Source organism: Pseudomonas sp. ZT5P21 (assembly GCF_054897785.1).
Window position 1 is genome coordinate 4,878,259 of sequence record NZ_CM142705.1, and the last position, 24,687, is coordinate 4,902,945.

The window sequence follows — 24,687 nt, forward strand, 5'->3', positions numbered from 1 at the left end:
TTTAATCAGGACGGTCATTGCGCAGCCGTGCCGGGGTAGAAACCGTCACTGATTTTTTTCAACGCGTCGGGCAACCGTGGCCCGAGCCCACCCACTAGCAGCGTCGGATCAAGCTCCATGACGCGCCCGTCCATGGCGGCGCGGGTGGAGGACAAAATCGGGTTCTCCTTGAACAACGCCGCACGCGCCGCCTCGCCGGTCAGCGCGCGATCGGCAAACACCAGCACTTCAGGGTCCAGGCTGATCAAGGATTCGTTGGAAAAAGGTTTGTAACCGGTATGCGTCGCCAGATTGTGCCCGCCGGCGTTCTGGATCAGCCAATCGGCGGCGGTGTCCTTGCCGGCGATCAGCGCCTTGCCGCCCGCGTGACCGAGCAGCACCAGCACACCGGGTGACTGTTGTGTCAGCTGCGCCTTGGTGACGCGGATCTTTTGCTGATCGAGTTGCTGTTGATAGGCCTGGAACAATTGCACAGCCCTCTCCTCCGCGCCGAGCAACTTGCCCAAAAGTTGCAAGTTACTCTGCAGTGTCGGCAGATCCGGCTGGGCCGAGAACAGTTCGACTTGCACGCCCGCCGTGCGAATCTGCGACAGCACCGGCGGCGGGCCCGTTTCTTCGGTGCCGACCAGAATTTGCGGGCGCAAGCTCAGGATGCCTTCTGCCGGCAACTGCCGTTGATAGCCGATACTGGGCAACGCCTTGAGGGATTCCGGATGCTGGCTGGTGGTATCGACACCCACCAGTTTCGATTCGCCGCCCAGCGCACAGACCCACTCCGACAAGGCGCCACCGGCGCTGACCCAGCGTTGTGGCAACTCGGTCGCCGCGGCGTAGTGGCTGACGAGAAGTCCGACACAAAGCGCGGCGACGCGGGTACTCAGGCGCATAAACAGCTTCCTTTAAAGTTTTTCCAGGCATTGAAGTGCCAGGCCAAGTATCCTCGGCGTCCGGCACCTTAACCGACGGGCGAAGCGGCCATTTGATAATTGTTTGCATTTGAACGTCAAGCTCGGACATATCCGGTCACGAGCCGGCGGAGTTGAGGATAGACATGAAGTTCCTTTGCACGGGCCTTGAGCTGGCCGAATCCAGCAGTCGCGGTTTCGACCTCGACGGCCAGAAGCTCTTCGCCGTGCGCCGGGCGGGTCAGGTCTACGTTTACATCAATCGCTGCCCGCACCGTGGCGTCGGGCTGGAATGGACACCCGACCAGTTTCTCGACCCCAGCAATAGCCTGATCCAGTGCGCCACTCACGGCGCATTGTTCTTGATCGAAGACGGCGAGTGCGTCTCCGGTCCGTGTGCCGGGCAATCCCTGACCACCGTAGAAAGTCGCGAAGACGATCAAGGAATCTGGGTCAGCCTTTAACTGCCGAGCACCACTTCAAGACGCCGGTCGACCACCATTTCCTCATGGGACAACCGCACGCCGTAAGCCAACACCTCGACCCCGCACGCCACCGCCTCTCGCAAGGCCGAGGCGTAGGCCGAATCGATTTCGTCTGCAGGTCGTACGGCATCGATGTCGGTGAGGTTCACGCAATACAACTGCACCGCGCGAATCCCGTCCCGAGCCAAATGAGCCAATTCCCGTAAATGCTTGGCGCCACGCTGGGTGACCGCATCGGGAAACGCTGCGACTGATGAGCCATCGAAACCCAGCGTGACGCTTTTGACTTCCACATACGCCGGCCCGCTCGGGTAATCGAGACGAAAGTCGATGCGGCTGCTTTCCTGACCGTAGACCACTTCACGCTTCAGCTCGGTGAAACCGTTGAGTTCGGTGATGACGCCAGCCCAGAGCGCCTCTTCGATCAGACCGTTGGCTCGGCCGGTGTTCACGCAAAACAGCCGCCCCTGAGGGGTTTCGCCGACTTCCCAAGTACCGGGCAACTTGCGTTTCGGATCATTGGAGCGACTGAACCAGACCTGCCCGCCATCGACCTGGCAGTTGAGCATCGAGCCGGTGTTCGGGCAGTGAATAGTCAGCAACTCGCCGCTAACGGTTTCGATATCGGCGAGAAAACGCTTGTATCGTCGAATAAGACGACCCTCTTCGAGGGGAGGATGAAAACGCATCAGCCTTGCCAGCTCTTCAAGCCGCGAGCGATGCGATCGACCGCTTCCTGCAGGCGCGGGAGGCTTTGGGTATAGGCAAACCGAACGTGATGTCCGGCCTGATAACGCCCGAAATCGAGCCCCGGCGTGATCGCCACGTGCTCGGTTTCGAGGAAGTGCCGGCAAAATGCGAAGGCATCGCCACCGAATTTGCTGATATCGGCGTATAGATAGAACGCCCCTTCTGGCTCGACGGCGATACCGAAACCCAACTCCCGCAAGGCAGGCAAGAGGAAATCACGGCGACGGCCGAATTCGGCGCGACGCTCTTCCAGAATGGCGATGGTTGCGGGTTCGAAGCAGGCCAGCGCCGCGTGCTGGGCCATGCTGGGGGCACTGATGTAAAGATTCTGCGCAAGCTTTTCCAGCTCACCGACCGCCGCTACGGGCGCCACCAGCCAGCCAAGCCGCCAGCCGGTCATGCCGAAATATTTTGAAAAACTGTTAAGCACGAAGGCGCTGTCATCGACTTCCAGCACACTGGCCGCGTCGGTACCGTAAGTCAGGCCGTGATAAATTTCGTCCACCACCAGATGGCCGTGGCGTGCCTTGATCGCGGTTGACAACCCCGCCAGTTCGTCGCGGGTCAGAATCGTCCCGGTCGGGTTGGCCGGTGATGCCACTAGCGCGCCGACGCTGTCCTGATCCCAATGACGGTCGATCAAGTGCGGTGTCAGCTGATAACGCACGTCCGGCCCCACAGGAACAAGCTGCGACGCACCTTCCACCAACCGCAGGAAATGCCGGTTGCACGGGTAACCCGGGTCCGCCAGCAGCCAGTGTTTGCCGGGATCCACCAGCAAAGCGCTCGCCAGCAGCAGCGCGCCGGAACCGCCGGGCGTGATGAGTATTCGCTGTGGGTCGATGTTCAAACCGTAGCGCTGATGATAGAAGCCTGAAATCGCCTCACGCAGCTCGGGGATGCCGCGAGCGGCTGTATATCGGGTCTTCCCCGCGGTCAGTGCAGCCTGGCCGGCCTGGATGATCGGCTCGGCGGTAGTAAAGTCCGGTTCGCCGATTTCCAGGTGAATCACGTCATGGCCGGCGGCTTGCAGTTCATTGGCCCGCGCCAGCAGCGCCATGACATGGAACGGTTCGATCGCGCGACTGCGGGCACTGTAGGGCTGGGCCATTAGCCTTCCTTCAACGGGGAAAAAAACCGATTCTACCCATGCGCAGGAACGAGCGAGAACCTAAAGCGGTCAGACGCCTCGACACCCCTGGCCACAAACGATTCATGCGAGTGCGCAAGGTTTGACTAAAATCATTAATTGATCAGGTCTACAGCACCACCAGACAGGGCTTTGCAATCATTTGCAAGCCCCTTGGGCCATGACCTCGACATCCGGGAGTAGCGCGGCCCGATTTGATCTGGTAAGTTCGCCCGCTTGCAGCCGCAGGGCCGGCGGGTGTCGGTGATGGAGCAATCCTGCGCTATGGATTACAAGAGTAGAGGCGGTCTATTTCATGTCCACCCAGGCAAAGCAGCACAATCAGTCGATCAGCGGCTTCGAACCCTACAAAGAAGTAAAGGGCGAGGAGTACATGGGCAAACCCATGCGCGCTCACTTCACCAAGATCCTGAACAAGTGGAAACAGGATTTGATGCAAGAGGTCGACCGTACGGTTGATCACATGAAAGACGAAGCGGCCAACTTCCCTGACCCGGCAGACCGTGCCAGCCAGGAAGAAGAATTCAGCCTCGAATTGCGCGCCCGCGACCGCGAGCGCAAATTGATCAAGAAGATCGACAAGACCCTGCAACTGATCGAAGACGAAGAATATGGCTGGTGCGAGTCCTGCGGCGTCGAAATCGGCGTCAAACGGCTGGAAGCCCGCCCTACCGCCGACATGTGCGTTGACTGCAAGACCCTGGCGGAAATCAAGGAAAAGCAAGTCGGCAAGTAATCTCGACTTGAACGAAAAACGGAGCGTGCGAACGCTCCGTTTTTGTTTCTGAAATTCGCTGATAACTGTTGTGTCTTTAAAATCGCCATCGCGAGCAAGCTCGCTCCCACCTGGGATCTGCGGCGCTCACAAATCCAGTGTGGTAGCGAGCTTGCTCGGGATGGCGGTATCAAGCCGTGCGCTTAACAGGCGCCACAAAGTAATATTCCAGCCATGACTGCCACCACCTCTCCCTACATCGGACGCTTCGCCCCCACCCCCAGCGGCCACCTGCACTTCGGTTCGCTGGTCGCGGCGCTGGCTTCGTACCTCGACGCGCGCGCGGTGGGCGGTCGCTGGCTGATGCGCATGGAAGACCTCGATCCGCCACGGGAAGAACCCGGCGCGCAGGCGGCCATCCTCAAGGCACTGGAAAGCTACGGTTTCGAGTGGGACGGCGAAATGGTCCGACAGAGCGAACGGCACGACGCCTACGCCGAAGTGCTCAATCGCCTGTTCAATCACGGCCTGGCCTACGCCTGCACCTGTTCGCGAAAACAGCTTGAGCCCTATCACGGCATTTATCCGGGCCTGTGCCGCAATGCCGGCCATGGCACTGAAGATGCGGCCATTCGCCTGCGCGTGCCCGAACTGGAATATCACTTTACCGACCGGGTGCAGGGTGAATACCGCCAGCACCTGGGCCGTGACGTCGGAGACTTCGTCATCCGCCGCCGCGACGGGCTTTACGCCTATCAACTGGCGGTGGTGCTCGATGACGCCTGGCAAGGCATCACCGATATCGTCCGTGGCGCTGACCTGCTCGACTCGACACCGCGTCAGCTCTATCTGCAGGAACTGCTCGGGCTGCCGCAGCCGCGTTACCTGCACATCCCGCTGATCACCCAACCTGACGGCAACAAGCTTGGCAAAACCTACCGTTCGCCGCCGCTGACCGAAGATCAGGCAACGCCCCTGTTACTGCGTGCATTGCGCGCGCTCGGGCAACATCCGGGCACAGAACTGGTGTACGCCACGCCACGGGAAGTGCTGGACTGGGGCATTGCCCACTGGGACGCGCTGAAGATCCCGCGCACACTCAACCTCCCCGAAGCGCAACTACAGTGATCACACTTGCAGTGGCGCGCCCATCCGTTACCATCGCCGCACGTTTTCGGGCACGCGCATAAAAAAGAGAGGCCGGGATGTACATCTATCGCTTGGTCCTGCTCCTGGTAGTGGGGATTTATCTGTTCTCCCCGGCCATCATGGATTGGTGGATCGACGCCACTGGCGCCTGGTATCGCCCTTATCTGCTCTGGCTGATTCTGATCGTCGTGACATTCATCCTGCAGAGCCAAAAAGATGCCGATGAGCTTTAGCCTGACCCAGATGATCCTGATCAGCGCCGCGTACCTGGCGGTGCTGTTCGGCGTGGCCTGGATCAGCGAACGGGGCATGATCCCCCGGGCGATCATTCGCCACCCGCTGACGTACACCCTGTCGCTGGGCGTTTACGCCAGTGCCTGGGCGTTTTACGGCACGGTGGGCCTGGCCTATCAGTACGGCTACGGTTTTCTGTCCAGCTACCTGGGTGTCTCCGGCGCGTTTCTGCTGGCGCCGGTGTTGCTGTATCCGATCCTGAAGATCACCCGCACGTACCAACTGTCGTCGCTGGCTGATCTGTTCGCGTTCCGCTTCCGCAGCACCTGGGCCGGCGCACTGACCACGATTTTCATGCTGATTGGTGTACTGCCGCTGCTGGCATTGCAGATTCAGGCGGTGGCCGACTCCATCAGTATTCTCACCCGCGAGCCGGTGCAACACCGTGTGGCCCTAAGCTTCTGTGGACTGATTACGCTGTTCACCATTTTCTTTGGCTCGCGCCATATCGCCACCCGCGAGAAACACGAAGGGCTGGTGTTCGCGATTGCGTTTGAGTCAGTGATCAAACTGATCGCGATAGGCGGCGTTGGCCTGTATGCCCTTTACGGCGTGTTCGACGGTCCGCAACAGCTGGAACTGTGGCTGCTGCAAAACCAGACCGCCCTCGCCGCCTTGCACACACCATTGCAGGAAGGTCCGTGGCGCACGCTGCTGCTGGTGTTCTTCGCGTCGGCGATCGTGATGCCGCACATGTATCACATGACCTTTACCGAGAACCTCAACCCGCGAGCGCTGGTCAGTGCGAGCTGGGGTTTGCCGCTGTTCCTGCTGCTGATGAGTCTGGCCGTGCCGCTGATTCTCTGGGCCGGGCTGAAACTCGGCGCGACCACGAATCCGGAATACTTCACGCTAGGCATCGGCATCGCTGCCAACAGCAAAGCGCTGGCGCTATTGGCCTATGTCGGCGGATTGTCGGCCGCCAGCGGCCTGATCATCGTCACCACCCTGGCACTGTCCGGGATGGCACTGAACCACCTCGTGCTGCCGCTTTATCAACCGCCAGCCGAAGGCAACATCTATCGCTGGCTGAAGTGGACCCGTCGAGCGCTGATTGTCGCGATCATCATGGCCGGTTACGGCTTCTACTTGCTGCTGGGCGCCGAACAGGACCTGGCCAACCTCGGCATCGTCGCGTTTGTGGCGACACTGCAGTTCCTGCCGGGCGTGCTGTCGGTTTTGTATTGGCCGACAGCGAACCGTCGCGGCTTCATCGCCGGTTTGCTGGCGGGAATTCTGGTGTGGCTGGTGACCATGCTGCTGCCGCTGGTCGGCAACCTGCAGGGTTTCTACATTCCGCTGCTGAACATGATCTACGTGCTGGACGACACCAGTTGGCACATGGCCGCGATCGCCTCGCTGGCCGCTAACGTACTGATGTTTACGTTGATTTCGCTGTTCACCAACGCCAGTCCCGAAGAGGCCAGCGCCGCCGAAGCGTGTGCCGTGGACAACGTGCGTCGCCCGCAACGCCGGGAACTGCACGCCGCCTCGCCTCAGGAGTTCGCCACACAACTGGCCAAACCACTGGGCGCCAAGGCCGCGCAGAAAGAAGTCGAACAAGCGCTACGCGATCTCTATCTGCCGTTCGACGAGCGCCGGCCTTACGCCTTGCGCCGTTTGCGTGACCGGATCGAAGCCAACCTCTCCGGCCTGATGGGGCCGAGCGTCGCGCAGGACATGGTCGAGACGTTCCTGCCTTATAAGGCAGGCGGCGAAAACTACGTCACCGAAGACATTCACTTCATCGAAAGCCGCCTCGAGGATTACCACTCGCGCCTGACCGGGCTGGCCGCTGAACTCGATGCGCTGCGCCGCTATCACCGCCAGACCCTGCAGGAATTGCCGATGGGCGTCTGTTCCCTGGCCAAGGATCAGGAAATCCTCATGTGGAACAAAGCCATGGAGGAGCTGACCGGAATTGCCGCGCAGCGCGTGGTCGGTTCGCGCCTGAGCACCATCGCCGATCCGTGGAAAGGACTGTTGCAAGGTTTCATCAATCTGCCCGACGAGCATCTGCACAAGCAGCACCTGGCCCTTGATGGCCAGACCCGTTGGCTGAACCTGCACAAAGCGGCGATCGATGAACCGCTCGCACCGGGTAACAGCGGTCTGGTATTGCTGGTCGAGGACCTGACCGAAACCCAGATGCTCGAAGACAAACTGGTGCACTCCGAGCGCCTGGCCAGCATTGGCCGACTGGCTGCCGGCGTTGCCCATGAAATCGGCAACCCGATCACCGGCATCGCGTGTCTGGCGCAGAACCTGCGCGAAGAACGTGAAGACGATGGCGAGCTGAAGGAAATCAGCGGGCAGATCCTTGAACAGACCAAACGCGTGTCGCGCATCGTTCAGTCGCTGATGAGTTTCGCCCATGCCGGCAGTCATCAGCACAGCGACGAGCCCGTCTGTCTGGCCGAAGTGGCGCAGGATGCCATCGGTTTACTGGCCCTGAACCGGCGCAATTTCGAAGTGCAGTTCTACAACCTGTGCGACCCCGATCACTGGGTCGAAGGCGATCCGCAGCGCCTCGCCCAGGTCCTGATCAATCTGCTCTCAAACGCCCGTGACGCCTCGCCTCCCGGCAGCGCGGTGCGGGTAAAAAGCGAAGCCGGCGAACACACGGTCGACCTGATCGTGGAAGACGAAGGCAGCGGTATTCCGAAGAACATCATGGATAGATTGTTCGAACCTTTCTTCACCACCAAGGATCCTGGCGAAGGCACCGGTCTGGGCCTTGCACTGGTCTATTCCATCGTTGAAGAGCATTATGGACAAATCACCATCGACAGCCCGGCTGATGTTCAAAGCCAACGCGGCACCCGTATCCGGGTGACCTTGCCGCGTCATGTCGAAGCGACGTCCGCTGTGAACTGAGACCGTCGAGAGTATCGAATCAATGCCGCACATTTTGATCGTCGAAGACGAAACAATTATCCGCTCCGCCTTGCGCCGCCTGCTGGAACGTAACCAGTACCAGGTCAGCGAAGCCGGTTCAGTGCAGGAAGCACAAGAACGCTTCACCATTCCCACGTTCGACCTGATCGTCAGTGACCTGCGCCTGCCTGGCGCACCGGGCACCGAGTTGATCAAACTCGGCCAGGGCACACCTGTGCTGATCATGACCAGCTACGCCAGCCTGCGTTCGGCGGTCGACTCGATGAAGATGGGCGCGGTGGATTACATCGCCAAGCCTTTCGACCACGACGAAATGCTCCAGGCCGTCGCACGCATCCTGCGAGACCGGCAATCGGTGCAGGCCAGTGGTGAACCTGCCGTCGGCAAAGCCGCCAATGGCGCGGCGAAACCGGGTATCGACAACAGCAACGGCGAAATCGGCATCATCGGCTCGTGCCCACCGATGCAGGACCTCTACAGCAAGATCCGCAAAGTGGCGCCCACCGATTCCAATGTCTTGATCCAGGGCGAATCCGGCACCGGTAAAGAACTGGTGGCGCGCGCCCTGCACAATCTGTCCAGACGCGCCAAGGCACCGATGATTTCGGTGAACTGCGCGGCCATTCCGGAAAGCCTGATCGAGTCCGAACTGTTCGGCCACGAAAAAGGCGCGTTCACCGGCGCCAGCGCCGGGCGTGCCGGTCTGGTGGAAGCGGCGGACGGCGGCACCTTGTTCCTTGACGAAATCGGCGAACTGCCGCTGGAAGCCCAGGCTCGCCTGCTTCGCGTGTTGCAGGAAGGCGAAATACGCCGGGTGGGTTCGGTTCAGTCGCAAAAAGTCGATGTGCGCCTGATTGCCGCGACTCACCGCGACCTCAAGAGCCTGGCCAAGATCGGCCAGTTCCGTGAAGACTTGTACTACCGCCTCCACGTGATCGCCCTGAAACTGCCGGCCCTGCGCGAACGCGGCGCCGACGTCAACGAAATCGCCAATGCCTTCCTGGCGCGTCAGAGCGCGCGGGTCAACCGCATCGACCTGAAGTTCGCGCCGGATGCCGAGCAAGCGATTCGCCATTATTCCTGGCCGGGCAACGTACGTGAGCTGGAAAACGCGGTCGAACGCGCGGTCATCCTGTGCGAGAGCCCGGAAATTTCCGCCGAGCTGCTGGGCATCGACATCGAGTTGAGCGATCTGGAAGACGATGAGTTCATCGGCCTGGCGCCGCAACAGGGCAACAGCGCTGGTAACAACAGCCACGAGCCGACCGAGGACCTGTCACTGGAGGACTATTTCCAGCACTTCGTTCTCGAGCATCAGGACCACATGACCGAAACCGAGCTGGCACGCAAACTCGGGGTGAGTCGCAAATGCTTGTGGGAACGCCGCCAGCGCCTGGGTATTCCGCGGCGAAAGACCGGGGTGGCCAGCGAGAGCTGAATGGGTAACGCATGACTTTGTGAAAAAACTGTTACCTCAGCTTTTTCACGTAACAGAAGCCGGGGCTTACGGTAACGGAGCCCCGGTTTTTTTGGCTCTCAAAAAAACCCATCAAACGGCGTAACCCCTTGTTTTGCTGAGCATCGCAATAGTTGGCATGCACCCTGCTATGTGTTTGGTACAAGAACAATAACAAGCAATGCACAAGACAATAAAAATAAGACGAATCGACTCACGCACAATAAAAACAAGACGGCGAGAGGCGCAGCTAACTGATTCTTTTGGAGAGGCGTTGTATTTGGGGCTTGCCCCACGACCAGGCCGAGAACAACAAAAACTGTCTTGAGACAGAGCCTGAACTGGTTGGATCGAAAGATCACTGCAGCACAGCGACCAAAGCAATCCGTTTGCTCTTGGCTCCCGATTGGGAGGGTCATGAAGGAAAACTTCATGACGCGGGCACTCAACAAAAACAAGAAGCCCGAAACCAATAACAAAAATAGAAAATGTAACTACTTCTTGGGGAGCTTCGGCTCCCCTTGTAGTTTCCGCGAGCCGGAAAACCTTCCAAGCCCCTGTAGGAGCGAGCTTGCTCGCGAAAAACCCGAGGGCAAGCGCTGGGTATCTGGTTTTACGCGTTATCGTTCACGACCATCGCGAGCAAGCTCGCTCCTACAGCGTGCGGCTTACACCTCATATCTCCAGTGTCCTACACCATCCCTCGACTAAATGCTAGAATCCCCGCCCATCATGCGGTCATTCTTCGTTATGGCCGAACATTCCTTCAAACAGTGCATCCCATGCTGAAGAAGCTGTTCCAGTCATTCCGTACTCCAAAGCGTCATACGCAACACATCCGCAGCACGCCGGAAGTGCTTAACAGCGGCCAACATTCACTGCAAAAGGCGCAATTCAGCCGTTACGCGGTGAATATCGTCGAACGCTTGCAGAGCGCCGGTTACCAGGCTTATCTGGTCGGCGGTTGTGTGCGTGACATGATGCTCGGCATCACGCCAAAAGATTTTGACGTTGCCACCAGCGCCACCCCTGAACAGGTTCGCGCCGAATTCCGCAATGCGCGGATCATCGGGCGTCGCTTCAAACTGGTGCATATCCATTTTGGTCGCGAAATCATCGAGGTCGCGACCTTCCGCGCCAATCACCCGCAAAACGACGAAGAGGAAGACAGCAACCAGTCTTCCCGCAACGAGAGCGGGCGCATTCTGCGCGATAACGTCTATGGCACGCTGGAAGAAGACGCGCAACGTCGCGACTTCACCATCAACGCCCTGTATTACGATCCGGTCAGTGAACGCATTCTCGATTACGCCAACGGCGTACACGACATTCGCAATCACCTGATCCGTTTGATCGGCGACCCGAAGCAGCGCTACCAGGAAGACCCGGTGCGGATGCTGCGAGCCGTGCGTTTCGCCGCCAAACTGAATTTCGGCATCGAAAAACACAGCGCCCTGCCGATCCGCGATCTGGCGCCGATGCTGCGCGAGATCCCGTCAGCCCGGCTGTTCGAAGAAGTGCTCAAGCTGTTCCTCTCCGGCCATGCCGCGGACACTTTCGAGATGCTGGTTGACTTGCAGTTGTTCGATCCGCTGTTCCCGGCCAGTGCCGAGGCGCTGGAATACAACCCGACGTACACCCACACCCTGATCAGCGAAGCGTTGATCAACACCGACCTGCGGATCAAGCAGAACAAACCGGTGACCCCGGCGTTCCTGTTTGCAGCCCTGCTGTGGCCTGCCCTGCCGGCTCGCGTATTGCGCTTGCAGGAACGTGGCATGCCGCCGATCCCGGCGATGCAGGAAGCGGCGCACGAGTTGATTGCCGAACAGTGCCAGCGGATCGCCATTCCAAAACGTTTCACCATGCCGATCCGCGAAATCTGGGACATGCAGGAACGTCTGCCGCGCCGCAGCGGTAAACGCGCCGACTTGCTGCTGGACAACCCACGGTTCCGCGCCGGCTACGACTTCCTGCTGCTGCGCGAAAGCGCTGGCGAGCAGACCGATGGCCTCGGCGAGTGGTGGACGGACTATCAAGACGCCAACGACAGCGAACGTCGTGACATGATCCGCGACCTCAGCGGCAAGGACGACGGTGCCAGCGGTGCGCCGCGCAAACGTCGTCGCAGCGGCGGCGCCAAGCGCAAACGCACGGCCGGCGCACCGGGCGCTACGGGCGAGTAAGCATGAATCGCATTTACATTGGCATGGGCAGCAATCTGGCTGACCCCGCCGAACAATTGCGCAGCGCCGTCGAGGCACTGGCGCAGTTGCCGCAGAGCAAACTGGTCGGGGTTTCCGCGTTTTATCAGAGCGATTCGCTGCTGCCCGACCAACCGCGTTACACCAACGCGGTCGCGGCACTCGACAGCACGCTTGCACCATTGGAGCTGCTCGATGCGCTGCAAGCCATCGAGAACGGACAGGGCCGCGAACGCCTGGAACGCTGGGGCCCACGCACGCTGGATCTCGATATTCTGCTGTTTGGTGATCGATTGATCGATGAACCTCGCCTCAAAGTCCCTCACTACCATATGCAGGAACGCGCGTTCGTTCTGTATCCGCTGGCCGAACTGGCGCCTGCGGATTTGCGTCTGGCAGACGGCCGCAGCCTCAGAGAACTGCTCGAGACATGCCCGTTCGTCGGGTTGGAACGCCTCTCTACAAATTGATACAACCCCCCTGTGGGAGCGAGCTTGCTCGCGATAGCGTCGGCACATCCAATATTCGTGAGACTGACACACAGCTATCGCGAGCAAGCTCGCTCCCACATTGTTTTTGTGTCGAGCAAAGATCTGCGGCTGCTGAATCGCATCAGTTACTCCGGTAACACCCCATCCGTAACAACGCGGTAACACACGCAATTGACTTCCCGAGTTCTCCTCACGACTATAGGCGTCCCGCTGCCGTCAACACGGTGTACAAGGGCGCAATTCAGGCCTTAAAAGCACGACAACAAGACCGTGCGCCTGTATTTAACGAAGAATCACGCGCGTTACTCGCAGTAGTTTCCACAGCGCCTGAATGAGGAACTTTTCATGCCAGCCATCACCCTGACCACTCTGCAAGGTCTCAAGCAAAAAGGTGAAAAAATCACCATGCTGACCTGCTATGACGCAACCTTCGCCCACGCCTGCAATGAGGCTGGCGTCGAAGTGCTGCTGGTGGGCGACTCCCTCGGCATGGTTCTGCAAGGTCACGACAGCACCCTGCCGGTAACCACGGCTGAGATGGCTTACCACGTCGCTGCCGTTAAACGCGGTAACACCGACGCGTTGATCCTTGCCGACCTGCCCTTCATGGCCTACGCAACCACCGAACAAGCCATGACCAACAGCGCCCTGTTGATGCAGGCCGGTGCGCACATGGTCAAGGTCGAAGGCGCTCTGTGGCTGGCGGACTCGATCCGTTTGCTGGCCGAACGTGGCATCCCGGTGTGCGCACACATGGGTCTGACACCGCAGTCGGTGAATATCCTCGGCGGTTACAAAGTCCAGGGTCGCAATGAAAACCAGGCGCGGCAGATGCGTGCCGACGCAATCTCCCTCGAACAGGCGGGCGCGGCGATGCTGCTGCTCGAGTGCGTGCCGAGCGAATTGGCCGAAGAAATCACCCAGGCCGTTAAGATCCCGGTGATCGGCATTGGCGCCGGCAGCGGCACCGACGGCCAGGTGCTGGTGCTGCACGACATGCTCGGTCTGTCGATCACTGGCCGGGTGCCGAAGTTCGTGAAGAACTTCATGACCGGGCAACAAAACATTCAAGCGGCCCTGAGCGCTTACGTCTCCGAAGTCAAAGCGGTGACTTTCCCTGGGATCGAACACGGATTCTCTGCATGAACACCGTAAAAACCGTACGCGAACTGCGGGCCGCCGTGGCCCGCGCCCGCAGCGAAGGCAAGCGCATTGCCTTCGTGCCGACCATGGGCAACCTGCACAGCGGTCACATTGCACTGATCGCCAAAGCCAGCCAAAGGGCGGATTTCGTGGTCGCGAGCATTTTCGTCAACCCGCTGCAATTCGGCGCTGGCGAAGACCTCGACAAGTATCCCCGCACCCTTGCGGCAGATCAGGAGAAACTGCTTGAGGCCGGTTGTCACTTGCTATTCGCGCCGACCGTTGAAGAAATGTACCCCGACGGCATGGCCGGCCAGACCCGCGTCAGCGTTCCGCAACTGTCCGAAGGCCTGTGCGGCGCCAGCCGTCCGGGGCATTTCGAAGGTGTGGCGACGGTGGTCAACAAGCTGTTCAACATGGTTCAGCCGGACCTGGCGATCTTTGGCCAGAAAGACTTCCAGCAACTGGCGGTGATTCGCGCACTGGTGCATGACCTGAACATGCCGGTCCAGATCATTGGCGAGCCGACGGTCCGTGCGGAGGATGGCTTGGCGCTGTCGTCGCGCAACGGGTTTCTCAGCGAAGAGCAGCGGGCGGTTGCGCCAGTGGTGTATCGAACGCTGGCCTCGATTGCAGAATCCATTAAGCAGGGTGATCGCGACTATTCGGCGCTGGTCGCGGCGCAACAGCAGCAACTCGCAGTGGCAGGCTTACGTACCGATTACCTGGAAATCCGCCATGCGCTGACCTTGCGCCCGGCGACTTCTGAAGATCGCGACCTCGTGATTCTGGTAGCAGCGTTCCTCGGCAGAACGCGGCTGATCGACAACCTGCACCTGAACCTCGACGCCCCCGCCTGAACACCGCTAGTCCCTGCAGGAGCCGAGCTTGCTCGCGAAAGCGGTGTGTCATTCAGCATTGATGTCGATTGATCCACCGCTTTCGCGAGCAAGCTCGGCTCCTACAGGATCCTGCGTTGCCTTGCCCCTTATTGCCGCCCTTTAAGCCTTCGGGCAAACTGCCCGCCGTTCGATTCCGACCTGGGAAACACTCATGCACGCCATCATGCTCAAGGCCAAGCTGCATCGCGCCGAAGTCACCCACGCAGTTCTCGATTACGAAGGTTCCTGCGCCATCGACGGCGAATGGCTGGACCTGTCCGGCATCCGTGAATACGAACAGATCCAGATCTACAACGTCGACAACGGCGAACGCTTCACCACCTACGCGATTCGTGGCGAAGCAGGCTCGCGCATGATCTCGGTCAACGGCGCCGCGGCGCACAAGGCCAAGGTCGGCGACCGTGTGATCATCTGCGCTTACGCTCACTACAGTGAAGCCGAGCTGCTCAACTTCAAGCCGCGCATGCTCTACATGGCGCCGGGTAACGAGTTGAGCCACACCAGCAATGCCATTCCGGTTCAGGTCGCCTGACCGAACCGTCTCTTCCGTTTGTCGGACCGTTCCCTGACTCATGTATAAAAAAGTACCGGGAACGGGTCAGACAAAGTCAAGACAGATCGCAGCGCGAGGTTTACTGTATTCGCCCTGTGCCATGAAATCGTGTCGACGCAGTTGACCGGACGCCCACCCACAGCGCTCCGGGATTTTTTTGTGTTCAAAAGGCCGTTCAAGTAAAAAGGAAACCCGCAGCGATGGCGTACTACCGCACTCCTCACGACGTGACCGCTCTGCCCGCCTGGCAAGCGCTGAATGATCACCGCCAAGCCATGCAGGATTTCAGCATGCGCGAAGCCTTTAATGCCGATCCGCAGCGCTTTACCCAATTCACCCTCAGCAGTTGCGGCCTGTTTCTCGATTACTCGAAGAACCTGATCAACGCCGAGACCCGCGATCTGCTGGTGGGCCTCGCGAACGAAGTCGACCTTAAAGGCGCGATCAAAGCGCTGTTCGACGGCGAAATCGTCAACTCCTCCGAAGGTCGTCCGGCCCTGCACACCGCGTTGCGTCGTCCAGTGGGCGACAAGCTGTCGGTGAATGGCGTCAACGTGATGCCAGACGTACACAAGGTACTGAACCAGATGACCGACCTCGTGGGCCGCATCCACGACGGTCTGTGGCGCGGTTACACCGAAAAGCCGATCACCGACGTGGTGAACATAGGTATCGGCGGCTCGTTCCTTGGCCCCGAGTTGGTGTCTGAAGCACTGTTGGCCTACACCCACAAAGGCGTGCGCTGCCATTACCTGGCAAATATCGACGGCAGTGAGTTCCACGAGCTGACGATGCAATTGCGCGCCGAAACCACATTGTTCATCGTCTCGTCGAAATCCTTCAACACCCTCGAAACCTTGAAAAATGCCGAGGCCGCTCGCGCCTGGTACCTGGCTCAGGGCGGTTCGGAAGCCGAGCTGTACCGTCACTTCATCGCCGTTTCCAGCAACAATGCAGCAGCCGTCGCGTTCGGTATCCGTGAAGAAAACATCTTCCCGATGTGGGACTGGGTCGGCGGTCGTTACTCGCTGTGGTCGGCCATCGGTCTGCCGATTGCCCTGGCCATCGGCATGTCGAACTTCAAGGAACTGCTGTCCGGCGCCTATACAATGGACCAGCATTTCCAGAGCGCCCCCTTCGAACAAAACATGCCGGTGCTGCTGGCGTTGCTCGGTGTCTGGTACGGCAACTTCTGGGGCGCGCAGAGCCACGCGATTCTGCCGTACGACCACTACCTGCGGAACATCACCAAGCACTTGCAACAGTTGGACATGGAATCCAACGGCAAGAGCGTGCGTCAGGACGGCACGCCGGTATCCACCGACACCGGTCCAGTGATCTGGGGTGGCGTGGGTTGCAACGGTCAGCACGCCTATCACCAGTTGCTGCACCAGGGCACTCAACTGATTCCGGCCGATTTCATCGTGCCGATCGTCAGCTTCAACCCGGTGTCCGACCATCACCAATGGCTGTACGCCAACTGCCTGTCACAAAGCCAGGCGCTGATGCTCGGCAAGACCCGCGCCGAAGCGGAAGCCGAACTGCGCGACAAGGGCATGGCCGAAGCCGAGGTGCAGAAACTCGCGCAGCACAAGGTGATCCCGGGCAACCGTCCGAGCAACACGTTGGTGGTCGAACGCATCAGCCCGCGTCGTCTCGGCGCGCTGGTGGCGATGTACGAACACAAAGTCTTCGTGCAAAGCGTGGTCTGGGGCATCAATGCCTTCGACCAGTGGGGTGTGGAACTGGGCAAAGAACTGGGCAAAGGCGTTTACAACCGCCTGGTCGGCAGCGAAGAAACCCCGGCGGACGATGCGTCCACGCAAGGGCTGATCAACTACTTCCGCGGTCGTCACCGCGGGTAACTTGACGCCACATTGCTATCCCCCTGTGGGAGCGAGCTTGCTCGCGATAGCGTTGGTTCAGTCAACATCATTGTTGCCTGACAAACCGCAATCGCGAGCAAGCTAGCTCCCACAGTTGTTTTGCGTATGACTTGAACCACTTGATCACTCGGCGCATCTTTATTACTTGTCGTGAAAACAAGAATAAGGAACCGTCATGTTCGATATCAGCACGTTCCCCAAAGCCGATGCCGTCCGCCGGGCTGCGCAACTCAGTCAAGACGACTACAAGCGCCTGTACCGACAATCCATCGAACACCCCACCGAATTCTGGGCTGAACAGGCCACACGCTTCCTCGACTGGAGCACCCCGTGGGATTCCGTTCAGCGCTATAACCTGAAAACCGGCGAAGCCAGCTGGTTTGCTGGCGGAAAATTAAACGTCAGTTACAACTGCATCGACCGTCACCTGGAAAAACGTGGCGATCAGATCGCAATCATCTGGGAAGGCGACGACCCCGCCGAATCCGACCAGATCACTTACAAAAAACTGCATCACAACGTCTGCCGCCTGGCCAACGTGCTCAAAAGCCGTGGCGTGAAGAAAGGCGATCGCGTGTGCATCTACATGCCGATGATTCCCGAAGCGGCCTACGCCATGCTCGCCTGCACGCGCATCGGCGCGGTGCATTCCGTAGTGTTTGGCGGTTTCTCCCCCGACTCTGTGCGCGATCGTATTCTCGACGCCGACTGCCGCACCGTGATCACCGCCGATGAAGGTGTGCGCGGTGGTAAATTCGTACCGCTCAAAGAGAAGGTCGACCAGGCGCTGCAAGGTTGCCCGAATGTCAGCACGGTGATCGTAGTCGAGCGCACTCAGGGTGAAGTGAACTGGGTCGAAGGCCGCGACCTCTGGTATCACCAGGCCTTGCGCGACGTCAGCGACGATTGCCCGCCCGAACCGATGGACGCCGAAGACCCGCTGTTCATCCTTTACACCTCCGGCAGCACCGGCAAGCCCAAAGGCGTACTGCACACCACCGGCGGCTATCTGCTGCAAGCGACGATGACCTTCAAATACGTGCTCGACTACCGCGACGATGAAGTCTTCTGGTGCACCGCCGATGTCGGCTGGGTTACCGGCCACAGTTACATCGTCTACGGGCCGCTGGCCAACGGCGCGACCACACTGATCTTCGAAGGCGTGCCGAGTTACCCGAGCAGCGCGCGCTTCTGGCAAGTCATCGATAAACACCACGTGAACATCTTCTACACCGCCCCCACCGCCCTGCGCTCGCTGATGCGCGAAGGCCCCGAACCGTTGAAGGAAACGTCCCGGGCGAGCCTCAGATTACTCGGCAGCGTCGGTGAGCCGATCAACCCCGAAGCGTGGGACTGGTACTTCAATGCCGTGGGCGAACAGCGTTGCCCGATCGTCGATACCTGGTGGCAGACCGAAACCGGCGGCATCATGCTCAGCCCGCTGGTCAGCGCACAGCGGATCAAACCCGGATGCGCCACGCAACCGATGTTCGGTGTGCAACCGGTGCTGCTTGACGAAGTCGGCAAGGAAATCAAAGGCGCCGGCAGCGGCGTGCTGGCGATCAAATCCAGCTGGCCGGCGCAGATCCGCAGCGTCTACGGCGACCCGCAACGGATGGTCGACACCTACTTCAAACCCTATCCCGGTTACTATTTCACCGGCGACGGCGCCCGCCGTGACGAGGACGGCGACTACTGGATAACCGGGCGTATCGATGACGTGATCAACGTTTCCGGCCACCGCATTGGCACCGCCGAAGTCGAGAGCGCCCTGGTGCTCCACGACAGCATCGCCGAGGCCGCCGTAGTCGGTTACCCTCATGACGTCAAAGGCCAGGGCATCTATGCCTTTGTCACGCCCATGAACGGCACCGAGCCCAACGACGAGCTGAAGAAGGAACTGCTGGCGCACGTCAGCAAGGACATCGGCAGCTTCGCCAAACCGGACCTGATCCAGTGGGCACCGGCCTTGCCGAAAACCCGTTCGGGCAAGATCATGCGAAGGATTCTGCGCAAGATCGCCTGCAACGAACTCGACAGTCTGGGCGACACTTCGACCCTGGCCGATCCAAGCGTGGTTCAGGACCTGGTCGATAAACGCCTGAATCAATAATGTGTGCCCAATGCACCCTGTAGGAGCGAGCTTGCTCCGGGCGGCGTTCCGACGATGAACTCAAGCGCGCCGCGTTTATTCAGGAAATACGCGTTATCGTTAACGTCCATCGTCGGAACGCCGCGCAGAGCAAGCTCGCTCCTACAGAATTACAGAGTCGCCATGGAATTCATCCGCAGCCGCATCGAAACCCAGGTCATGAGCCTCTCCGGTCTGTCCCTTGGCAAACTCGACCTGGAAAACCCCAAGGGTGACCCCGGCCTGTTCGGCCCCGACTCGGTGAGTTGGCAAATCCACGGCGACTTCAGCAGCATGCTCATTGGTGGTATCAGCGCGCTGATGCTGCAAGCCCTCCACCCCTTGGCGCTGGCCGGGGTCTGGGACCATTCGAATTTCCGCGAGGACATGCTGGGGCGCCTGCGCCGCACCGGGCAGTTCATTTCTGGGACCACCTTCGGCTCGCGTAAAGATGCCGACTGGCTGATCGAGAAAGTCCGCACCATCCACCTGCAAGTGACCGGCACCGCGCCGGATGGCCGGCCCTACGCCGCCAGTGATCCCGATTTGCTCACTTGGGTGCACGTGGCCGAGGTCAGCAACTTCCTCGCGGCGCATTTGCGCTATCGCAACCCGCACCTGTCGCCAGCCGATCAGGATCGGTACTACGACGAAATCGCCCTGATCGCTGAACGCCTGGGCGCCCGTGACGTTCCACGTTCGCGGCAGCAGATCGCCGATTACCTCGAACGCCTTCGTCCGCAATTGCTGTGCGACGAGCGCAGTCGCGAGGTGTTGCGACTGTTGTTGAACGCCCCTGCCCCCAGCCGTTTGGCTAAGCCGTTCGGTGGCTTGATGATGCAGGCCGGCATTGACCTGCTGCCGGATTGGGCGAGCGATATGCTGGGTGTCAGCCAGAATTCGCTGCAACGCAAACTGATCCGCGCCAGCGTCAACCGCAGCGCGCCGATGCTGCGCTGGGCGGTGCGCAATGGCTCGGTGCATCGGGCCAAGCGGCGGATGGGGCTGAGCTGACGCTCAGAGCTGCAAGCTTGAAGCTTGAAGCTTGAAGCTTGAAGCTCAGTAACTGTTAAACTCCCGCGCCAAATTCCCTCCCCCTGCAAGGCGCCCAGCATGTCTTCCTTGAATCAGGCGCTGCGCGCCGCCCTCGAACATCGCCAGGACCTGCTTGCCGAACTGCATCAGCAAGGCACCGATTGCTATCGCCTGTTCCATGGCAGCCAGGAAGGCGCTGGCGGTCTGACCATCGACCGCTACGGTCCGCAGTTATTGGTGCAGAGCTTTCACCAGGCGTTGGAACGCGATGCTCTGCTGCAACTGCACGAGGCGATCAATCAACACCTGGGCTTCGAGACCCTGCTGGTCTACAACGACCGCTCCCGGGGCAACTCGCGCATCGACCGCGAGGACACCGTCTACCGCGCCGACGAAGCCGCCCTGCAAGATTTGGTCGGCCACGAATGGGGGCTTAACTACCGGGTCCGTGGCCGCCATGCCGGTCAGGATCCGCTGCTGTTCCTCGACCTGCGCAACACCCGCGGCTGGGTCAAGGAGCACAGCAAGAACAAAAGCGTACTGAACCTGTTTGCCTATACCTGTGGCGTCGGCCTGAGTGCTGCAGCCGGTGGCGCGAGCGAGGTCTGCAATCTGGACTTCGCCGAGGGCAATCTGGCGGTCGGTCGCGAAAACGGTCTGCTCAATCCGCAGTTGCCGACCATGCAGTTCATCCAGTCCGATTATTTCCCGGCCATTCGCCAACTCGCCGGTCTGCCCATCAGCCAGCGCCGCGGGCAAAAATTGCCGAGCTATCAACGCCTGGAACAACGTCAATACGACCTGGTTTTGCTGGATCCACCGGCGTGGGCCAAGAGCGCTTTCGGCACCGTCGACCTGCTGCGCGACTACCAGAGCCTGCTCAAACCCGCGCTGCTGACCACCGCCGACAATGGCGTGCTGATCTGCTGCAACAACCTGGCAAAAGTCAGCATGGACGATTGGCGTGAGCAGGTGTTGCGCTGTGCGGAAAAAGCCGGGCGACCAGTGCGTGAGTGGACGGTGATGAAACCGGGTGGCGATTTCCCGTCCATGGATCAACAACCTCCGCTGAAAACCCTGATCTTGCAGCTCTGAAACTCAAGGTCACTTTCAGATAAATCCTATACCACAGGGTAACTTCGGAACCGGATTCGCGTGCCATACTCCAACGCACTCCGATTCAGACAGATGAAGCCGCACATGCCCAAAGGATTGATCCGCGCTATCGGCGCCTTGTTGACTGCTCTGGCTCTCTACAGCCTGTTGGGGTTTCTGATTTTGCCGGGCATCGCATTGCGGGTTGCCAACCAGCAACTGGCCAACTACGCCACGACGCCCGCCACTCTTCAGCGGATCGAACTCAACCCCTTCAGCCTTGAAGTCACCCTCTGGGGTCTGATTATCGGGGAGCCGGGCGAGGAACAGGTCGGCTTCGAACGCCTTTATGCCAACCTGCAGATCGACAGCCTGTGGACCAAAGCGCTGCATCTGTCTGATATCGAGCTGGACAAACCCAAGACCGAAATCCTGTTCGGCAAGGATGGCAAACTCAATTTGCTCGGCCTGTTCAAACTGCCGGCGAGCGAGCCGACGCCGACCGACCCAAACGCCAAACCGTTTCCGCTGCGCGTTGAGCGGATCAAACTAGCCGACGGCTATGTACATTTTAAGGATGCGCGGCCCAGCGAGCCCATCGAATTTCTCTACGACAAACTCGATTTCGAGCTGAACAACCTCAGCACGCTGCCGGAAGACAACGCCGATATGACCTTGGTCGCTGTCGGCCCTGGCGGTGGGCAAATCGACTGGACCGGCAATTTCAGCCTGATCCCGTTCGCTTCCGAAGGTAAGCTGAAAATCACCGACGGCAAGATGAAATCCTTTTGGCCATATGTACGCGACGCCGTACCACTGGACCTCGAAAGCGGCGTCCTTAACCTCAGCACCGACTACAAACTCAACCTGTCCAAGGAAACCGAGCTGCTGCTGAGCAACCTCGCGGTCAGCGTCGCACCCTTCGCTATCAAAGCTCCGGACGGTCGGCCTCTGGCGAAACTCGCGCGATTGGACATCACCGACACCACCGTGGACTTGGCCAAACAGCAAGTGGTGGTGGGCAAGATTCGCAGCAATAAATTGGAAACCTGGGCAGCGCTTGAAGCCGACGGGAAACTCGACTGGCAGAAACTGTTCGCCAGCCAACCGTCAAAGGCAGCGGCCAAGGCAAAAGCCGAACCGGTCAGCACGCCCGCGGCAGCCGACTCGCCAAAGCCTGAACCGGCGCCGCCGAGCAAACCTTGGCAAGTGCTGTTGAAAGATGTGCAGTTGCGCGATTACCAGGTGCATCTGGCAGACCGCAAAGCACAACCCGCCGTGACGTTGGACCTGAGCCCGCTGAATCTGGACCTGCAGAATTTCGACAGCCTCAATGGCTCGCCTTTTACCCTCAAGCTCGACACCGGTGTCGGCAAGCAGGGCAAGATCACCGCCGAAGGCGAGGTCAACCTGGCACCGGTCAGCGCCAGACTCAACGTGCAGACCAAGGACATCGACCTGCGGGTTGCCCAGTCCTACATCAACCCGTTCATTCGCCTCGAACTGCGCAGCGGCATGCTCGGCAGTGACCTGGCCGTGAACCTGAAAAGCACCGAGCCGTTGGCGCTCAGCGTGACAGGGCGCGCACAGATCGATCAACTGCATACCCTCGACACCCTGAAAACCCGCGACTTCCTCAAGTGGCAACAGGTGGTGCTCGAAGGCCTGAATTACCAGCACGGCGACAGCCTGTCGATCGACAGGATCAACCTGTTCCAGCCCTATGTGCGCTTCATGATCAACGATGACCGCACCACCAACGTCGATGACCTGCTGATCCCGCAACCGCCCGATTCAGGCGCCAAGACAGCGGCGGCCAAACCGGCCAGCAAGGACAAGCCGCTGGGCATCCGCATCGGCGGCATAGCTATCAACGACGGCTCGGCCAACTTTGCCGACTTCAGCCTGACCCCGAACTTCGCCACCGCCGTGCAACAGCTCAACGGCCAGATAGGCATCATCGATAGCCGTCAGGCGAAACCGGCGACCGTGGACATCAAGGGCAAGGTCGATCGTTACGCGCCGGTGACCATCAAAGGCTCGGTCAATCCGTTCGACCCGATGGCGAGCCTCGACATCGCCACCAGCTTCAAACGGGTTGAACTGACCACGCTGACGCCCTACTCCGGCAAGTTCGCCGGCTACCGTATCCGCAAGGGCCGGCTCAACCTCGACCTGCATTACCTGATCACCAAAGGCCAGCTCAAGGCTGAGAACAAAGTGGTGGTCGAGCAGTTGCAGCTCGGCGAAAAAGTCGACAGCCCGGACGCCACCAGCCTGCCGTTGAAATTGGCCATCGCCCTGCTCAAAGATGTCGATGGCAAGATTTCCATCGAGCTGCCGGTGACCGGCGACCTGAACAATCCACAGTTCAGCGTCATGCCCATTGTCTGGCAGACCCTGCGCAACCTGATCGTCAAGGCCGCCGCCGCGCCGTTCAAAATGATCGGGGGGTTGGTCACCGGTGGTGGTTCGGAAGATTTGGGCACGGTTTCGTTTGCAGCGGGCTCCAGCGACCTGAGCAAGGAGGCCGAAGCTTCACTGGTCAAATTGTCCCAGGCCCTGAAGGAACGCCCGGCCCTGCGCCTGGAAATCGAAGGTACCGCCGCCGCGAGCAGCGACGGCCCGCTGATCGCCGAGCAACGCCTGGAACGGGAATACCAGTACAACTACTACAAAATGCTCCAGCGCCGCGGCGACAAGGTGCCGGCGCAGGCCTCGTTGCTGCAAGTGCCAGACGGTGAGAAAGGTCCGCTGCTGGAAGGGATCTATCGCACCCGACTGAAGAATCAGCCACCCGCCGAATGGAAGGACCTGGGCAAGGAAGAACGCACCGCGAAAATGCGTGCGGACGTGATCAAGTTCTGGAGTTCCAGCGACGTGCTGCTGCGTCAACTGGGCCAGGACCGTGCGAGCAGTATCAAGGACTATCTGGTCGACAAGGCTCAGTTGGCCGATGATCGCGTGTACTTCATCGACGCCAGCCTTGGCGAGGCGCAAAGTGATGGCCGGGTGGTGACGCCTTTGCATCTGGACGCCGAGTGATGATCAGACCATTGCTGCTCGGCCTGGCGCTGGCACTGGCGTCCAGCCAGGCTTCGGCCGCCGATACCCTGCGCTGCGGCAGTCAGTTGGTCAGCGTCGGGGACCGGTCCAGCGAGGTGCTGCAGAAATGTGGTGAACCGGTCACCCGCGATCTGTTGGGCTACAAGCGTAGCGCCAACCGGCGGGAAGAGTTCCAGGTCGAGGAATGGACCTACGGGCCCAACGGCGGGATGTACCAGTACCTGCGGTTTGAAGGGAATCGTCTGAGGCAGATCACCAGCAAGCGCGGTAACTGAATCCAACACAATTTTGTATGGGCACACTTCAATGTGGGAGCGAGCTTGCTCGCGATGGCGGTGTAACAGTCAACATAAATGTTGAATGTAATGGCCTCATCGTC

At 59.8% G+C, this 24,687-nt stretch carries 20 protein-coding genes; 17 read left to right on the top strand and 3 right to left on the bottom strand.

Annotated features, from left to right (window positions below):
• Positions 1-14: 14 nt before the first annotated feature.
• Complete coding sequence (locus tag ACYZT9_RS22675) at positions 15-887, bottom strand: heme/hemin ABC transporter substrate-binding protein (RefSeq protein ID WP_462007504.1); 873 nt, start codon at positions 885-887, stop codon at positions 15-17.
• A 164-nt stretch (positions 888-1,051) separates the two neighbouring features.
• Here ACYZT9_RS22675 and ACYZT9_RS22680 point away from each other — a divergent pair, with 164 nt between their 5' ends.
• A complete protein-coding gene (locus ACYZT9_RS22680) occupies positions 1,052-1,369 on the top strand; it encodes a Rieske (2Fe-2S) protein (protein WP_462007505.1) in 318 nt (105 codons plus the stop codon).
• Here the strand turns inward: ACYZT9_RS22680 and sfsA are convergent.
• Together sfsA and ACYZT9_RS22690 are read right to left on the bottom strand one after the other, a co-directional pair.
• Positions 1,366-2,079: a DNA/RNA nuclease SfsA gene (sfsA, locus tag ACYZT9_RS22685; protein WP_462007506.1), complete on the bottom strand. Its 714-nt coding sequence runs from the start codon at positions 2,077-2,079 to the stop codon at positions 1,366-1,368. The two genes, ACYZT9_RS22680 and sfsA, sit on opposite strands and share 4 nt — an antisense overlap.
• Positions 2,079-3,251 (bottom strand): pyridoxal phosphate-dependent aminotransferase, encoded by a 1,173-nt coding sequence (locus ACYZT9_RS22690; protein ID WP_462007507.1) that lies wholly within the window; start codon positions 3,249-3,251, stop codon positions 2,079-2,081. The genes sfsA and ACYZT9_RS22690 overlap by 1 nt, the downstream gene beginning before the upstream one ends.
• Before the next feature lie 334 nt (positions 3,252-3,585).
• Between ACYZT9_RS22690 and dksA the strand changes: the two genes are divergently transcribed.
• From dksA to ACYZT9_RS22770, 16 genes are all read left to right on the top strand, one after another.
• A complete protein-coding gene (gene dksA / locus ACYZT9_RS22695; RefSeq protein ID WP_462007508.1) occupies positions 3,586-4,026 on the top strand; it encodes an RNA polymerase-binding protein DksA in 441 nt (146 codons plus the stop codon).
• A gap of 213 nt (positions 4,027-4,239) precedes the next feature.
• Complete coding sequence (gene gluQRS / locus ACYZT9_RS22700; protein WP_462007509.1) at positions 4,240-5,133, top strand: tRNA glutamyl-Q(34) synthetase GluQRS; 894 nt, start codon at positions 4,240-4,242, stop codon at positions 5,131-5,133.
• Positions 5,134-5,210: 77 nt separating this feature from the next.
• A complete protein-coding gene (locus tag ACYZT9_RS22705; RefSeq protein ID WP_003176118.1) occupies positions 5,211-5,387 on the top strand; it encodes a hypothetical protein in 177 nt (58 codons plus the stop codon).
• A complete protein-coding gene (locus ACYZT9_RS22710) occupies positions 5,371-8,325 on the top strand; it encodes a sensor histidine kinase (RefSeq protein WP_462007510.1) in 2,955 nt (984 codons plus the stop codon). Before ACYZT9_RS22705 ends, ACYZT9_RS22710 begins: the two co-directional genes overlap by 17 nt.
• 22 nt (positions 8,326-8,347) lie before the next feature.
• The gene (locus tag ACYZT9_RS22715; RefSeq protein ID WP_462007511.1) at positions 8,348-9,784 is read left to right on the top strand and encodes a sigma-54-dependent transcriptional regulator; all 1,437 of its coding nucleotides are present in this window, start codon (positions 8,348-8,350) and stop codon (positions 9,782-9,784) included.
• 800 nt (positions 9,785-10,584) lie between these two features.
• Positions 10,585-11,988, top strand: coding sequence for a polynucleotide adenylyltransferase PcnB (locus ACYZT9_RS22720; RefSeq protein ID WP_462007512.1), 1,404 nt, complete (start codon positions 10,585-10,587; stop codon positions 11,986-11,988).
• A gap of 2 nt (positions 11,989-11,990) precedes the next feature.
• Positions 11,991-12,476 (top strand): 2-amino-4-hydroxy-6-hydroxymethyldihydropteridine diphosphokinase, encoded by a 486-nt coding sequence (gene folK, locus ACYZT9_RS22725; protein ID WP_462007513.1) that lies wholly within the window; start codon positions 11,991-11,993, stop codon positions 12,474-12,476.
• A gap of 366 nt (positions 12,477-12,842) precedes the next feature.
• On the top strand, positions 12,843-13,643 hold the full coding sequence (gene panB / locus ACYZT9_RS22730) for a 3-methyl-2-oxobutanoate hydroxymethyltransferase (protein ID WP_462007514.1): 801 nt from the start codon (positions 12,843-12,845) through the stop codon (positions 13,641-13,643).
• Positions 13,640-14,500 (top strand): pantoate--beta-alanine ligase, encoded by an 861-nt coding sequence (gene panC / locus ACYZT9_RS22735; protein WP_462007515.1) that lies wholly within the window; start codon positions 13,640-13,642, stop codon positions 14,498-14,500. The genes panB and panC overlap by 4 nt, the downstream gene beginning before the upstream one ends.
• Positions 14,501-14,693: 193 nt before the next feature.
• Positions 14,694-15,074 carry an aspartate 1-decarboxylase gene (gene panD / locus ACYZT9_RS22740; protein ID WP_084323050.1) on the top strand — a complete coding sequence of 127 codons (381 nt, stop codon included), beginning with the start codon at positions 14,694-14,696 and terminating at the stop codon, positions 15,072-15,074.
• 221 nt (positions 15,075-15,295) lie between these two features.
• On the top strand, positions 15,296-16,960 hold the full coding sequence (pgi, locus tag ACYZT9_RS22745; RefSeq protein WP_462007516.1) for a glucose-6-phosphate isomerase: 1,665 nt from the start codon (positions 15,296-15,298) through the stop codon (positions 16,958-16,960).
• A gap of 196 nt (positions 16,961-17,156) precedes the next feature.
• Positions 17,157-19,094 carry an acetate--CoA ligase gene (gene acs, locus ACYZT9_RS22750; protein ID WP_462007517.1) on the top strand — a complete coding sequence of 646 codons (1,938 nt, stop codon included), beginning with the start codon at positions 17,157-17,159 and terminating at the stop codon, positions 19,092-19,094.
• A gap of 162 nt (positions 19,095-19,256) precedes the next feature.
• Positions 19,257-20,126, top strand: a complete 870-nt coding sequence (locus ACYZT9_RS22755; protein WP_462007518.1) for an oxygenase MpaB family protein — start codon at positions 19,257-19,259, stop codon at positions 20,124-20,126.
• A 99-nt stretch (positions 20,127-20,225) separates the two neighbouring features.
• Positions 20,226-21,242 carry a class I SAM-dependent rRNA methyltransferase gene (locus tag ACYZT9_RS22760; protein WP_462007519.1) on the top strand — a complete coding sequence of 339 codons (1,017 nt, stop codon included), beginning with the start codon at positions 20,226-20,228 and terminating at the stop codon, positions 21,240-21,242.
• A 105-nt stretch (positions 21,243-21,347) separates the two neighbouring features.
• Positions 21,348-24,287: a DUF748 domain-containing protein gene (locus ACYZT9_RS22765; RefSeq protein ID WP_462007520.1), complete on the top strand. Its 2,940-nt coding sequence runs from the start codon at positions 21,348-21,350 to the stop codon at positions 24,285-24,287.
• Positions 24,287-24,583 (top strand): DUF2845 domain-containing protein, encoded by a 297-nt coding sequence (locus tag ACYZT9_RS22770; RefSeq protein WP_462007521.1) that lies wholly within the window; start codon positions 24,287-24,289, stop codon positions 24,581-24,583. Before ACYZT9_RS22765 ends, ACYZT9_RS22770 begins: the two co-directional genes overlap by 1 nt.
• Positions 24,584-24,687 lie beyond the last annotated feature (104 nt).